General features: G+C 63.9%; 13 protein-coding genes. 10 read left to right on the top strand and 3 right to left on the bottom strand.

Features of this window, described 5'->3' with window-relative positions:
* Positions 1-45: 45 nt before the first annotated feature.
* The 7 genes from fghA to rpoS all read left to right on the top strand — a co-directional run bounded on the left by fghA (position 46) and on the right by rpoS (position 6029).
* Positions 46-891: an S-formylglutathione hydrolase gene (fghA, locus tag BM198_RS20475; RefSeq protein WP_074971930.1), complete on the top strand. Its 846-nt coding sequence runs from the start codon at positions 46-48 to the stop codon at positions 889-891.
* Positions 892-972: 81 nt separating this feature from the next.
* Positions 973-1446, top strand: a complete 474-nt coding sequence (gene ispF, locus BM198_RS20470) for a 2-C-methyl-D-erythritol 2,4-cyclodiphosphate synthase (protein WP_074971929.1) — start codon at positions 973-975, stop codon at positions 1444-1446.
* Entirely contained in the window at positions 1443-2501 is a 1059-nt protein-coding gene (gene truD, locus BM198_RS20465; RefSeq protein WP_074971928.1) for a tRNA pseudouridine(13) synthase TruD, read from the top strand. Before ispF ends, truD begins: the two co-directional genes overlap by 4 nt.
* Complete coding sequence (gene surE / locus BM198_RS20460; protein ID WP_074971927.1) at positions 2489-3238, top strand: 5'/3'-nucleotidase SurE; 750 nt, start codon at positions 2489-2491, stop codon at positions 3236-3238. Before truD ends, surE begins: the two co-directional genes overlap by 13 nt.
* Positions 3238-3915 carry a protein-L-isoaspartate(D-aspartate) O-methyltransferase gene (locus tag BM198_RS20455; protein ID WP_074971926.1) on the top strand — a complete coding sequence of 226 codons (678 nt, stop codon included), beginning with the start codon at positions 3238-3240 and terminating at the stop codon, positions 3913-3915. The genes surE and BM198_RS20455 overlap by 1 nt, the downstream gene beginning before the upstream one ends.
* Positions 3916-4108: 193 nt before the next feature.
* Entirely contained in the window at positions 4109-4924 is an 816-nt protein-coding gene (locus BM198_RS20450) for a peptidoglycan DD-metalloendopeptidase family protein (protein ID WP_244165723.1), read from the top strand.
* 103 nt (positions 4925-5027) lie between these two features.
* The gene (gene rpoS, locus BM198_RS20445; protein WP_044414296.1) at positions 5028-6029 is read left to right on the top strand and encodes an RNA polymerase sigma factor RpoS; all 1002 of its coding nucleotides are present in this window, start codon (positions 5028-5030) and stop codon (positions 6027-6029) included.
* Between the two features lie 463 nt (positions 6030-6492).
* Here rpoS and fdxA read toward each other — a convergent pair whose 3' ends face one another.
* Both fdxA and mutS read right to left on the bottom strand, forming a co-directional pair.
* Entirely contained in the window at positions 6493-6816 is a 324-nt protein-coding gene (gene fdxA / locus BM198_RS20440; protein ID WP_044414294.1) for a ferredoxin FdxA, read from the bottom strand.
* A gap of 137 nt (positions 6817-6953) precedes the next feature.
* The gene (mutS, locus tag BM198_RS20435; RefSeq protein ID WP_074971924.1) at positions 6954-9533 is read right to left on the bottom strand and encodes a DNA mismatch repair protein MutS; all 2580 of its coding nucleotides are present in this window, start codon (positions 9531-9533) and stop codon (positions 6954-6956) included.
* A gap of 125 nt (positions 9534-9658) precedes the next feature.
* Here mutS and BM198_RS20430 point away from each other — a divergent pair, with 125 nt between their 5' ends.
* From BM198_RS20430 to recX, 3 genes are all read left to right on the top strand, one after another.
* A complete protein-coding gene (locus BM198_RS20430) occupies positions 9659-10171 on the top strand; it encodes a CinA family protein (protein WP_074971923.1) in 513 nt (170 codons plus the stop codon).
* An 86-nt stretch (positions 10172-10257) separates the two neighbouring features.
* Positions 10258-11310 carry a recombinase RecA gene (gene recA / locus BM198_RS20425; protein WP_044414285.1) on the top strand — a complete coding sequence of 351 codons (1053 nt, stop codon included), beginning with the start codon at positions 10258-10260 and terminating at the stop codon, positions 11308-11310.
* A 4-nt stretch (positions 11311-11314) separates the two neighbouring features.
* Complete coding sequence (gene recX / locus BM198_RS20420; RefSeq protein WP_074971922.1) at positions 11315-11779, top strand: recombination regulator RecX; 465 nt, start codon at positions 11315-11317, stop codon at positions 11777-11779.
* Between the two features lie 60 nt (positions 11780-11839).
* On the opposite strand, the gene BM198_RS20415 is transcribed toward recX, so the two are convergent.
* The gene (locus BM198_RS20415; RefSeq protein ID WP_044414282.1) at positions 11840-12913 is read right to left on the bottom strand and encodes an LOG family protein; all 1074 of its coding nucleotides are present in this window, start codon (positions 12911-12913) and stop codon (positions 11840-11842) included.
* Positions 12914-13088: the final 175 nt, after the last annotated feature.

Genomic DNA, 13088 nt, shown 5'->3' with positions numbered 1-13088 from the left:
TGCCTGTCGCCTGTGCGTTGCCCTGAGGACGACCCGGAGGCCCCCATGACCCTCGAGATCGTTTCCAGCAACAAGAGCTTCGGTGGCTGGCACAAGCGCTACCGCCATCGCTCGACCTGCCTGAACTGCGACATGGTGTTCGCGGTGTACCTGCCGCCCCAGGCGGAACAGGGCGAGAAGCTGCCCGTGCTCTACTGGCTGAGCGGGCTGACCTGCACCGACGAGAACTTCATGCAGAAAGCCGGCGCCCAGCGCCTGGCGGCCGAGCTTGGGCTGATCATCGTCGCGCCCGACACCAGCCCCCGGGGCGAGGGTGTGCCGGATGACCCGGACAAGGCCTGGGATTTCGGCCTGGGTGCCGGTTTTTACGTCAATGCGACCCAGGAGCCCTGGGCCCGTCACTACCGCATGTACGACTACGTGGTGCAGGAGCTGCCGGCGCTGGTGGAGGCCAACTTCCCGGTTTCGGACCGCCGCGGCATCGCAGGGCACTCCATGGGCGGGCACGGCGCGCTGGTCTGCGCGCTGAAGAACCCCGGGCGCTACCAGTCGGTTTCGGCCTTTGCACCGATCAGCAATCCAATGGCTTCCCCCTGGGGCGAGAAGGCGTTCTCCCGTTACCTGGGGGATGACCGTTCGCGCTGGCGCGAGTGGGATGCCTGTGCACTGCTGGTCGAAGCCCAGGAGCGCCTGCCGATCCTGGTTGACCAGGGCGACCGCGATGACTTCCTGGAGGGTCAGCTCAAGCCGGACGCGCTGCAGGCTGCCGCCCGCACCTGTGGCCATCCGCTGACCCTGCGCCTGCAGCCGGGCTACGACCACAGCTACTACTTCATCGCCAGCTTCATCGACGATCACCTGCGCCATCACGCTTCGGCCCTGCGGGGCTGACGCGTTACCAAGGCGGGGCGGCCATCGGTCGCTCCGCTTTCGGGTAGAATCCCGCCCCTGTTCTTACGGGGCACTCCTCTCATGCGCATTGGACACGGTTACGACGTACACCGCTTCGGTGACGGTGATCACATCACCCTCGGCGGGGTACGCATCCCCCATAGGTTCGGCCTGGTGGCCCATTCCGACGGCGACGTGGTGCTTCACGCACTGTCCGACGCCTTGCTCGGTGCGGCGGCACTCGGTGATATCGGCAAGCACTTCCCGGACACCGACCCGCAGTTCAAGGGAGCGGACAGCCGCGTGCTGCTCCGCCATGTCCTGGCCCAGGTGAAGGGCAAGGGCTGGAAGGTGGGTAACGTCGACGCCACCATCGTGGCCCAGGCACCGAAGATGGCGCCGCACATCGAGGCGATGCGCGCTGCCATTGCGGCTGACCTTGAGGTCGGTATCGACCAGGTCAACGTCAAGGCGACCACCACCGAGAAGCTCGGTTTCACCGGGCGTGAAGAGGGCATCGCCGTCCACGCTGTTGCCCTGCTGCTGCCGCTATGACCGAACTCGAACTGCTGGGGCCCCGGGCCCATGGCGAAGCGCTCGGCCAGGCCGTCCTCAAGGCGGTGGCCGAAGACTTCCAGGTGGACGAGGTGCTGGACATTCCCCTGGCGGGTGAAGGTGAACACCTGTGGTTGTGGGTGGAAAAGCGCGGCCTCAATACCGAGGAAGCGGCCCGGCGCATTGCGCGGGCTGCGGGCGTTCCCCTGCGGGCCATCAGCTACGCCGGCCTGAAGGATCGCCAGGCGCTGACCCGCCAGTGGTTCAGCCTGCACCTGCCGGGCAAGTCCGATCCGGACCTTGCTTCGGCAGAAGGCGAGACCCTGCGCATCCTGCGCCAGGTCCGCCATAAGAGAAAGCTGCAGCGGGGTGCCCACTCGGCCAACGGCTTCACCTTGAGGCTGACGGCCTTGCAGGCCGACCCGGCAGCCCTGGAGGCTCGGCTGAAGACGCTGGCTGCCGTCGGCGTGCCCAACTACTTCGGCCTGCAGCGCTTTGGCCACGAGGGCGGCAACCTGCTGCAGGCCCGGCACTTCGCCGAGCAGCGGGTACTGCCCGAGCAGCGCAACCTGCGCTCCCGTTTGCTCTCGGCAGGCCGCAGTTACTTGTTCAACCGGGTACTGGCTGCGCGTGTGGCCAATGGCAACTGGAACCAGGCGCAGGTCGGCGATCTCCTGGCCTTCACCGACAGCCGGAGTTTCTTCCCGGCAGGAGAGGCCGAGTGCGCCGACCCGAGGTTGGCGATTCTCGATCTGCATCCCACCGGCCCGCTGTGGGGCCAGGGTGATTCTCCGGCCGGCGGTTCGACGCAGGCATTGGAGCAATCCATGGCGCTGGCCGAGCCGGCCCTGCGTGACTGGCTCGTCGAGGCGGGCATGGCGCACGAACGGCGCATCCTGCGCCTCCCCATCGGGGGACTTACGTGGCATTATCCCGGGCCTGACGTTCTGCAACTGGAATTCGTCCTGCCGGCCGGATGCTTCGCTACCGCAGTGGTGCGCGAGCTTGTCGATCTGGTGCCGGTGGGGCACACGGACAATCCATGCGTATTCTGATTTCCAACGACGACGGGGTGAACGCACCCGGTATCGCCGCCCTCCATGCTGCGCTCGAGGGTTATGCCGAGTGTGTGGTCATCGCGCCCGACCAGGACCGGAGCGGCGCCAGCAGTGCATTGACGCTGGACCGCCCCCTGCATCCGCAGGTCCTGGCCAACGGTTACATCAGCATCAACGGCACCCCGACCGACTGCGTGCACCTCGGCCTGAACGGATTGCTGGAGGAGGCCCCTGCCATGGTGGTCTCCGGCATCAACCTGGGCGCCAACCTTGGGGATGACGTGCTTTATTCCGGGACGGTGGCTGCTGCCTTGGAGGGGCGTTTCCTCGACCGTCCGGCCTTTGCCTTCTCGTTGCTTTCGCGGCAGCCGGACAACCTGCCGACAGCGGCGCATTTCGCCCGCCTGCTGGTGGAGGCGCATGAGCAGCTCGACCTTCCGCCCCGCACCGTGCTCAACGTGAACATCCCCAACCTCCCGCTGGACCATATCCGTGGCATCCAGCTCACCCGCCTTGGCCATCGCGCTCGTGCAGCAGCACCGGTGAAGGTTGTGAACCCGAGGGGGAAGGAGGGCTACTGGATCTCGGTCGCCGGGGACGCGGAGGATGGTGGACCCGGGACTGATTTCCATGCAGTCATGCAGGGCTATGTCTCGATCACCCCGCTCCAGCTCGATCGCACCTTCACCCAGGCGTTCGACTCGTTGGATAGCTGGTTGGGAGGCCTGTCCTGATGGCTCGCGAGCAGGATGATCTGTTGCGCCGGGGCATCGGCATGACCTCGCAGCGCACCCGCGAACGCCTGATCCAGCGCCTCTATGAGGAAGGGCTGTCCAACGCCCATGTGCTGGAAAGCATCCGTCGGACCCCGCGCCACCTGTTCGTCGATGAGGCCTTGGCCCACCGGGCCTACGAAGACACAGCGCTTCCCATCGGCCACAACCAGACGATCTCGCAGCCCTACATGGTGGCGCGCATGAGCGAGCTTCTGTTGGCGGCGGGGCCCTTGGACAAGGTGCTCGAAATCGGCACCGGTTCCGGCTACCAGACCGCGATCCTGGCGCAGGTGGTGGAGCGGGTGTTCTCCGTCGAGCGGATCCAGGCACTGCAGGATCGTGCGAAGGAACGTCTGGCCGAGCTGAACCTGCGCAACGTGGTTTTCCGTTGGGGCGATGGCTGGGAAGGCTGGCCTGCACTGGCGCCCTATAACGGCATCATCGTCACGGCGGCTGCCGCCGAAGTTCCGCAAGCGCTGCTGGACCAATTGGCACCGGGTGGGCGGCTGGTGATTCCGGTTGGGGCAGGGGACGTCCAGCAATTGATTCTGATCGTCCGCGAGGAAAACGGTTTCTCCCGACACATCCTCGACGCGGTGCGGTTCGTACCCTTGCTGAGCGGTCCGCTGGCCTGATGCGGCCAGCAGGGAACCTGCAAGGCCAGTCGGCTCTCTGATTGGCTGTTAGCCGGGCGTAGTCTTGCGCCGCGGTGCGCAGTGGATAACGTGCCCCTCAGATATAATCGGCAACAATAAGCATGACCTTGGGACGTAGGGAAAGGGGACGGGAATGAGCCTGGCCATTCGGCAGGGGATTAGCACTGGAAGCATGCGCGCACTGGCAGCGATGGTCGTCATCGTCTGGTTGGTGGCGGGGTGCGCCAGCTCGCCCAAGGGTGGTGTCCAGGTCGTGGACCGGAACAACCCGTCGGCCTCCGGCACGCAGCGACAGCCGACCACCTCCGGGCAGTACCGTGTCCAGCGGGGCGATACCCTCTATTCCATTGCGTTCCGTTTCGGCTGGGACTGGAAGGCCCTTGCGGCACGCAACAGCATTCCGGCTCCCTACGTAATCCGCCCGGGCCAGGTCATCCGTTTCGACGGCCAGACCGGCTCAACTCCCACTCGTACTGTGGCAACGGCTCCTACGACGTCGCCGTCGACCCGACCGGTTCCGCCGTCTTCGACTACCAAGACGCCGCCGGCCACTTCCAGGCCGCAGCCTGCTCCGGGTGTCTCCCAGCCCCCTCCAGCCCTGCCAGCCGGGCGCCCTGCGGCAGGTTGGGCCTGGCCGGCGGGCGGTCCGTTGATTGCCCGATTCTCCTCAAACGGAAGTTTGAATAAAGGCATTGATATAGGCGGGGAATTAGGCCAGCCTGTCTTAGCTGCGTCTGATGGTTCCGTTGTGTATGCCGGAAGTGGATTACGGGGCTACGGTGAACTGGTGATCATCAAGCACAGCGATACCTACGTGAGCGCCTATGGTCACAACCGCAGGTTGCTGGTTCGGGAGGGACAGCAGGTCAAGGTTGGCCAGACCATTGCAGAAATGGGCTCCACAGGTACCGACCGGGTGAAGCTGCACTTTGAGATTCGCCGCCAGGGCAAGCCTGTAGATCCGCTGCAATATCTGCCGCCTCGCTGATCGTTGTTCAGCCCGTCGTCCTCGTAGGTTGGACGGGCTCAGGCGCAGCCAGGGAAATGGTATCGCCAGGGCTTGTTGTCGAACTCAGCAAGGGACAACAACAATGGCACTCAACAAAGAAGCGCCGGAGTTTGATGTCGATGACGACCTGCTCATTCTTGAGCCGGGCATCGTGGATGACGTGCTGACCGAGGAGCCCGAGGCAACTTCGTCTGGCACGCGTTCGAGGCAGTCGAACTCACCCAAGCAACACAAGTACATCGACTACACCCGCGCATTGGACGCGACCCAGCTTTATCTCAACGAAATCGGCTTTTCCCCTCTCCTTACTCCAGAAGAAGAAGTCCACTTTGCGCGACTGGCCCAGCGGGGCGACCCCGCCGGACGCAAGCGCATGATCGAGAGCAACCTCCGGCTGGTGGTCAAGATCGCCCGACGCTATGTCAATCGCGGTCTCTCACTGCTGGATCTGATCGAAGAGGGCAACCTCGGCTTGATCAGGGCGGTTGAGAAGTTCGATCCCGAGCGTGGCTTCCGTTTTTCCACCTATGCCACCTGGTGGATACGTCAGACCATTGAACGCGCGATCATGAACCAGACCCGGACCATCCGGCTGCCGATCCACGTGGTCAAGGAACTGAACGTCTATTTGCGTGCGGCTCGTGAGCTGACCCAGAAACTCGACCACGAACCATCGGCCGAAGAGATCGCCAACCTGCTGGAGAAGCCTGTCGAAGAGGTCAAGCGCATGCTCGGCCTGAACGAGCGGGTGACTTCGGTTGACGTTTCCCTTGGTCCAGACTCCGATAAGACCCTCCTGGATACACTGACCGACGACCGCCCCACCGACCCCTGCGAGCTTCTGCAGGACGATGATCTGTCCCAGAGCATCGACCAGTGGCTCTCCGACCTGACGGACAAGCAGCGGGAGGTAGTGGTGCGCAGGTTCGGTCTGCGTGGTCATGAGAGTTGCACCTTGGAAGAGGTAGGCCAGGAGATTGGCCTTACCCGAGAGCGCGTGCGCCAGATTCAGGTTGAGGCCCTGAAGCGCCTGCGTGAAATCCTTGAAAAGAATGGGCTTTCCAGCGACGCACTTTTCCAATAAGGCGAGCTGCCCTTGAGAACCCGGCTTCGGCCGGGTTTTTTATTGAGGGGTCTCAGCAAGTGTCCGGCCGAAGTGATAGAGATTTTGTAAGCTATCGCTTACATGTGGCGTAAGTGAAGTGTGTAGAGAGCGCGACGTGAACGGGGGTTTTAGGTTTCTCTTTTTTCTATCTAATTGAAATTAAAGAATATTTTTTTGAGATAAAAAGCGAGAGCACTGTTCTTCAGCGCCATGGGGTGAGCTTGTCCCGTTCAGGGAAGCCGTTAATATCATTTCCACGCGACACGGAATGGTTGCAGGCAGAGACGGATTTCTGCCAGGAACGCCGCAGGATGCGGTTCATCAGGATGATGATTGGGAAACAAAGGGATAGGGACAAAAGAGTGGGCGGGCAACCGCCCCTTTTTTTGCCCGTAAGAAATGAAAAAGGCCCGCTTTGGCGGGCCTTTTCTTTTGGTGCTTTTCAGCGTTCCAGATGCTGGAGCTTGCCTTTCACACCGTCCCACTCTTCGGCATCAGAGAGGGCTTCTTTCTTCTCGGTGATGTTCGGCCAGACTTCCGCCAGGTCGCGGTTCAGTTCGATGAACTCCTGCATGTCCTCCGGTACTTCATCCTCGGAGAAGATGGCTTGTGCGGGGCACTCGGGTTCGCACAGCGCGCAGTCGATGCACTCGTCCGGGTGGATCACCAGGAAGTTCGGGCCTTCGTAGAAGCAGTCTACCGGACAGACTTCCACGCAGTCGGTGTATTTGCATTTGATGCAGTTGTCGGTGACGACGAAGGTCATTCTGATTCTCTCCTCAAGCGGCGGCATGGAAGCCCGACTTCATGGGCTTCCTGCTCTGGATCGGCTATCCCGGCTCAGGCTGGCGACCGAAGCTCGTCCAGAGCGCGCGGGATTCTAACAGCTTGTTTGCCTCGGCGTTAGATTCGTGATTTCAGTGCATAAAGCAGATCAAGTGCCTGCCGAGGTGTGAGGTTGTCCGGATCGGCCTTGGCCAGGTCCTCCAGCACGGGGTGGGGCAGGCTGGCGAACAGGTCGCTCTGCATCGGCGGCACGGGTTTCCCTGGCGCTGCCTGGGGCAATTCGTGGGGCAGGCTGGTGGTTTCCAGCCGTGCCAGGTGCTCGCGAGCGCGCTGGATCACGCCACCCGGGACGCCCGCCAGTTGCGCCACCGCCAACCCATAGCTCTGACTGGCAGGGCCTGGCAGAACATGGTGCAGGAAGACGATCCGCTCATTGTGCTCGGTGGCGTTCAGGTGCACGTTAGCCACCACCGGCTCGCTTTCCGGCAGCACCGTGAGTTCGAAATAGTGGGTGGCGAACAGGGTGTAGGCACGCAGCTTGGCCAAGTGCTCGGCAGCCGCCCAGGCCAGTGAGAGGCCGTCGAAGGTGCTGGTCCCGCGGCCTACTTCGTCCATCAGCACCAGGCTGCGGTCCGTAGCGTTGTGGAGGATGTTCGCGGTTTCGCTCATTTCCACCATGAAGGTCGAGCGCCCGCCCGCCAGGTCGTCGCTGGAGCCGATGCGGGTGAAGATGCGATCCACCATGGAAAGCTCGCACCGTGCTGCCGGCACGAAGCTGCCGATATGGGCCAGCAGCACGATCAGGGCCGTCTGGCGCATGTAGGTCGACTTACCACCCATGTTCGGTCCGGTGATGATCAGCATCCGCGTGCTGTCATCCAGGGTCAGGTCGTTCGCGACAAAGGGGGTCTCCAGCACCTGCTCCACCACAGGGTGGCGGCCCTGGGTGATGCGCAGGCAGGGCTCGTCGACGAAGCGGGGGCGGTTCAGGTCGAGGTTGAGTGCACGCTCGGCCAGGTTGCTCAGCACGTCCAGTTCGGCCAGCGCGGCTGCGGTGTCCTGCAGAGGCGCGAGCTGCTCGATCAGCAGTTCCAGCAGGGCTTCGTAGAGCATCTTCTCGCGGGCGAGGGCGCGACTCTTGGCCGACAGCGCCTTATCCTCGAAGGCCTTGAGTTCCGGGGTGATGAAGCGCTCGGCACCCTTCAGCGTCTGCCTCCGGATGTAGTCGGCAGGTGCCTGCTCGGCCTGCACCCGTGGCAGTTCGATGTAGTAGCCGTGGATGCGGTTGTAGCCGACCTTGAGGTTCGGCAGCCCGGTTCGGGCCTTCTCCCGGGCTTCCAGATCCATCAGGTACTGGCCGGCGTTCTCGCTGAGCGCCTGAAGCTCGTCCAGTTCCGCGTCGTATCCGGTCTTGATCACGCCGCCATCGCGGATCACCGCCGGCGGGTTGTCGATGATGGCGCGCGTGAGCAGGTCAGCCAGCTCCGGATAGGTGCGGATGCTGCCGGCCAGGGTCTGGAGGTGAGGGATATCCAGACCGCTCATGGCGTCCTGCAGGGCCGGTAGCGCAGTCAGGGCATCGCGCAGGCGAGCGAGGTCTCGGGGGCGGGCGTTGCGCAGGCCGATACGGGCGAGGATCCGTTCGACGTCGCCGATCTCCTTCAGCTGCGGTTGCAGCCCTTCATAGCGGTAGCCGTCCAGCAGCGCGGTGATGGAGTCCTGGCGTGCTACCAGCACGGCCCGGTCACTCAACGGACGGTTCAGCCAGCGCCCAAGCAGCCGGCTGCCCATGGCGGTCTGGCAGCGGTCGACGACGGATTGCAGGGTGTTGTCCCGCCCGCCCGAAAGGTTGACGTCCAGTTCCAGGTTGCGACGGCTCGCGCCATCGAGGATCACCGTGTCGTCGAGGCGGTCATGGCGCAGGCTGCGCAGGTGGGGCAGGGCGGTACGCTGGGTCTCCTTGGCGTACGCCAGTAGGCAGCCTGCCGCGCCGATCGCCAAGGTCAGGTTCTCGCAACCGAAGCCCTTGAGGTCCTGTACGCCGAACTGCTGGCACAGGCTCTTCTTCGCCGAATCCCGGTCGAAGTCCCAGGGCGCACGGCGGCGCACGCCCCGGCGCTTCTCCGCCGGCAGCCCCTGCGGCCAGTCGTCGGGGATGAGCAGTTCGGCCGGGTTGAGGCGCTCGAGCTCGGCCAGGAGGTTTTCCCAGCCCTTGATTTCCTGCACGGCGAAGCGGCCACTGGTGATGTCCAGCACGGCCAGGCCGAACAGGCGCTCGTCACCCAGCACGGCGCCGAGCAGGTTGTCGCGACGCTCGTCCAGCAGGGCCTCATCGCTGACGGTACCCGGGGTGATGATCCGAACGACCTGGCGTTCGACCGGGCCCTTGCTGGTGGCCGGGTCGCCGATCTGTTCACAGATGACCACCGACTCACCGAGCTTGACCAGCTTGGCCAGGTAACCCTCCACCGAGTGAAAGGGGATGCCTGCCATGGGAATCGCCTTGCCGGCCGACTGCCCGCGCGCGGTCAGGGTGATGTCCAGCAGCTTGGCCGCCTTCTTCGCGTCTTCGTAGAAAATCTCGTAGAAGTCGCCCATGCGGTAGAACATCAGCTGGTCCGGATGCTGATTCTTCAGCTTCCAGTACTGCTGCATCATGGGCGTGTGTTCGGAAAGGTCCTGGGTATCTTTGGCCATCGGTGCTTCGCGATTCTGAAGGTGGGGCCGGGCATTCCGATTGCCATGAACCGATGCCCGGTCTTGCATGGGAAGGGCGCTAGTGTACGGTATCCGGCTTGCCTGCTTTAACCCCGGAGTTGCACATGCCCGACACCGATCTCTCCCTGACCGAACTTGCCGCCCGCCTTGGCAAGGCCCTGGCGGCCATAAAAGCGCAGGTCACCACGGCGGAGTCCTGCACCGGAGGTGGCATCGCCGAAGCGATCACCCGTATCCCGGGCAGCTCCGCCTGGTTCGAAGCCGGCTATGTCACCTATTCAAATGCCCAGAAGACGGCGCAACTGGGTGTGCCGGAAGCCCTGTTCAGCCAGGTCGGTGCGGTCAGCCGCGAGGTGGTCCTGGCCATGGTCGAAGGCGCACAGGCCCGCAGTGGTGCGCGATTCGCCGTCGCAGTCAGCGGCGTTGCGGGGCCTGATGGGGGCTCGCCCGAGAAGCCGGTCGGTACCGTCTGGATCGCCTGGGCCGATCGAGACGCGCGCCACAGTCGTCGCTACCAGTTCGTGGGCGACCGCCAGCAGGTGCGTCGGCAAACGGTGGAAACGGCCCTCCACGGTGTCATCCGACTAGCTGCAGGAGAAAAACCGTTCGAGGGGTAGGCGAGCGAAAGTTTCCTGTGAAATAATACTGTCTACTTATACAGTTGTTGGTGGCCGTCAGGCCCTCTTGATGAGCGAGGACTTCAATGGACGAGAACAAGAAGCGTGCTTTGGCGGCTGCCCTGGGCCAGATCGAGAAGCAGTTCGGCAAAGGCGCGGTCATGCGCATGGGCGACCATGAGCGCCAGGCCATTCCGGCCATTTCCACCGGCTCCCTGGGGCTGGACATCGCCCTCGGCATCGGCGGCCTGCCCAAGGGACGTATCGTCGAGATCTACGGCCCGGAATCCTCGGGCAAGACCACCCTGACCCTGTCCGTGATCGCCGAAGCCCAGCGCATGGGGGCCACCTGCGCCTTCGTCGACGCCGAGCACGCGCTGGACCCGGACTACGCCGGCAAGCTGGGCGTCAACGTCGACGACCTGCTGGTTTCCCAGCCCGACACCGGCGAGCAGGCCCTGGAAATCACCGACATGCTGGTGCGTTCCAACGCGGTCGACGTGATCATCGTCGACTCCGTTGCCGCCCTGGTGCCCAAGGCCGAGATCGAAGGCGAGATGGGCGACTCCCACGTCGGCCTGCAGGCCCGCCTGATGTCCCAGGCCCTGCGCAAGATCACCGGCAACATCAAGAACGCCAACTGCCTGGTCATCTTCATCAACCAGATCCGCATGAAGATCGGCGTCATGTTCGGCAGCCCGGAAACCACCACCGGTGGTAACGCGCTCAAGTTCTACGCCTCCGTACGCCTGGACATCCGCCGTATCGGCGCGGTGAAGGAAGGCGAGGAAGTGGTGGGCAGCGAGACCCGCGTCAAGGTCGTCAAGAACAAGGTTTCTCCGCCGTTCCGCCAGGCCGAGTTCCAGATCCTCTACGGCAAGGGCATCTACCGCAGCGGCGAAGTCATCGACCTCGGCGTGCAGCAAGGCATCCTCGAGAAGTCCGGCGCCTGGTACAGCTACCAGGGCAACAAGATCGGCCAGGGCAAGGCCAATGCCGCCAAGTACCTCGAGGACAACCCGGAAACCGGCAAGGCCATCGAGAAGCTGATCCGCGAGCAATTGCTGAACCGCAACAACGGCAAGCAGGACTTCGTCCCCACCGCCGAAGAAGCCGCTGAAGCCGACGCTGACGCCTGATCCCGTGCCCGTCGTGCTCGACAGCCCCGCCGCCGTGCGGCGGGCCGCGATGGACCTGCTGGCGATGCGCGAGCACGGTCGCGTCGAACTGACGCGCAAGCTGCGTCAGCGCGGCGCCCCGCCTGAACTGATCGAAAGTGCCCTCGACCGGCTTGCCGACGAGGGCCTTCTCGATGAATCCCGTTACCTCGAAAGCTTCATTGCCAGCCGTGCACGCTCCGGTCACGGGCCTGCCCGTATCCGTGAAGACCTGGCCCAGCGTGGCTTGCCCCGTCCGGCCATCGAGGCGGCTTTGCGTGAAGCCGATATCGATTGGGGCGCGCACCTGCGTGAAACCTGGACGCGCAAGTTTGCGCGATTGCCCCTCGACGCCAAGGAGCGCGCCAAGCAAGGGCGCTACCTGGCCTACCGGGGGTATTCGATGGAGATGATCAGCCGCTTGCTGAGAGGCTCGTCGCTGGACGATTGAGGTGTTGTTCGTACTGAAAAGCCCTGCCAGGCGTACCTGGCAGGGCTTTTTCATTGGGCGTCAGCGCACCCAGTGTTCCGGCAGGTTGATGAAATCCACCAGCTCCCGCAGACGCCCGTGGTCGCGGCCGTTGAAGCGGAACGCCAGGCGGATGAGGTGGCAGAACTCCGGCTCGTCCCGCTCAGGCTCGCAGTAGGGACGCTGTTCGAAGCCGCCCTGCAGGCACAGGCCTTTGAATTCTTCGTGCAGGGTGTGAAGGGCCGATTCCGTCAGCGGGTGGTTCATGCGAATGACGAAGTCGCTCTTCAGCCAGCGGCTGGAGTGGAAGTTGCCGTAGAAGCGGGCGATCTCCATGGCCGCGTCTTCCGCGCTGTGCACCAGCCGAACCAGGCGCAGGTCGCTGGGCAGGATGTAGCGGTTCAGTTCCAGATGGCGGTGCAGGAAGTCCAGCGCATCCTTCCAGTAGCTGCCGCCGGGCTCGTCCAGCAGTACCACCGGCACCAGCGGGCTCTTGCCGGTCTGGATCAGGGTGAGCACTTCGAGGGCCTCGTCCAGCGTGCCGAAGCCCCCCGGGCACAGCACCAGGGCATCGGCTTCCTTGACGAAGAACAGCTTGCGGATGAAGAAGAAGTGGAACGACAGCAGGTGGTCGGTGCCCGCCACCGTGGCGTTCGCGCGTTGCTCGAAGGGCAGGGTGATGTTCAGGCCCAGGCTGTTCTCCTGCCCGGCGCCTTCGTGGGCGGCGGCCATGATGCCGCCCCCGGCACCGGTAATGACCATCATGTCGAGCCGGGAGATGGCCTCGCCCAACTGGCGGGCCAGGTCGTACAGCGGGTGCTCCACGGGCGTGCGTGCGGAACCGAACACGGTGACCTTGCGACGGCGCTTGAACTGCTCGAGGACGCTGAAGGCGTGCTCCATCTCGCGCAGGGTCTGCAGCATGATCTTGGCGTCCCAGCGGTTGCGATCCGCCTGGGCCATGCGCACCACGGTGGTCACCATCTCGCGGTAGAGGGACAGGTTGGGGCTTTCGTGCGGAACCACCAGCCCGACCAGTTCGTCGACCTTTTGCGCCAGGTCGATCCCGCTGGTCTGGAAGTGCCGGGAGAGGTAGTCATCCGGTTCGAAAGGCATAGCGTTCTCCTTGCTCAGCAACTGCACGGCACGCCCGGGGTGGGCGCGCCAGAGCCCTGCCAACGGGGCAATCGACCCGGATGCAGGACGCTGGGACAGCTTGCGCGAGTGCCTCGGGCTTTTCCAGCCGCAAGACGCAGCCTCGACCCCAGCCCCCTGTAGGACACGGGGGCCA

It is taken from the genome of Metapseudomonas otitidis (assembly GCF_900111835.1).
In the GTDB taxonomy this organism is placed as follows: domain Bacteria; phylum Pseudomonadota; class Gammaproteobacteria; order Pseudomonadales; family Pseudomonadaceae; genus Metapseudomonas; species Metapseudomonas otitidis.
The sequence above is the reverse complement of the archived record's forward strand: the minus strand, read 5'-3'. Positions and strand labels throughout refer to the sequence as shown.

Excerpts from the sequence above, each read along its gene's own strand:
- BM198_RS20430 (WP_074971923.1), top strand. The coding sequence starts at position 9,659 with ATGCCCGACACCGATCTCTCCCTGACCGAACTTGCCGCCCGCCTTGGC.
- fghA (WP_074971930.1), top strand. The coding sequence starts at position 46 with ATGACCCTCGAGATCGTTTCCAGCAACAAGAGCTTCGGTGGCTGGCAC.
- ispF (WP_074971929.1), top strand. The coding sequence starts at position 973 with ATGCGCATTGGACACGGTTACGACGTACACCGCTTCGGTGACGGTGAT.
- truD (WP_074971928.1), top strand. The coding sequence starts at position 1,443 with ATGACCGAACTCGAACTGCTGGGGCCCCGGGCCCATGGCGAAGCGCTC.
- BM198_RS20415 (WP_044414282.1), bottom strand. The coding sequence starts at position 12,913 with ATGCCTTTCGAACCGGATGACTACCTCTCCCGGCACTTCCAGACCAGC.
- surE (WP_074971927.1), top strand. The coding sequence starts at position 2,489 with ATGCGTATTCTGATTTCCAACGACGACGGGGTGAACGCACCCGGTATC.
- fdxA (WP_044414294.1), bottom strand. The coding sequence starts at position 6,816 with ATGACCTTCGTCGTCACCGACAACTGCATCAAATGCAAATACACCGAC.
- BM198_RS20450 (WP_244165723.1), top strand. The coding sequence starts at position 4,109 with ATGCGCGCACTGGCAGCGATGGTCGTCATCGTCTGGTTGGTGGCGGGG.
- recA (WP_044414285.1), top strand. The coding sequence starts at position 10,258 with ATGGACGAGAACAAGAAGCGTGCTTTGGCGGCTGCCCTGGGCCAGATC.
- BM198_RS20455 (WP_074971926.1), top strand. The coding sequence starts at position 3,238 with ATGGCTCGCGAGCAGGATGATCTGTTGCGCCGGGGCATCGGCATGACC.
- rpoS (WP_044414296.1), top strand. The coding sequence starts at position 5,028 with ATGGCACTCAACAAAGAAGCGCCGGAGTTTGATGTCGATGACGACCTG.
- mutS (WP_074971924.1), bottom strand. The coding sequence starts at position 9,533 with ATGGCCAAAGATACCCAGGACCTTTCCGAACACACGCCCATGATGCAG.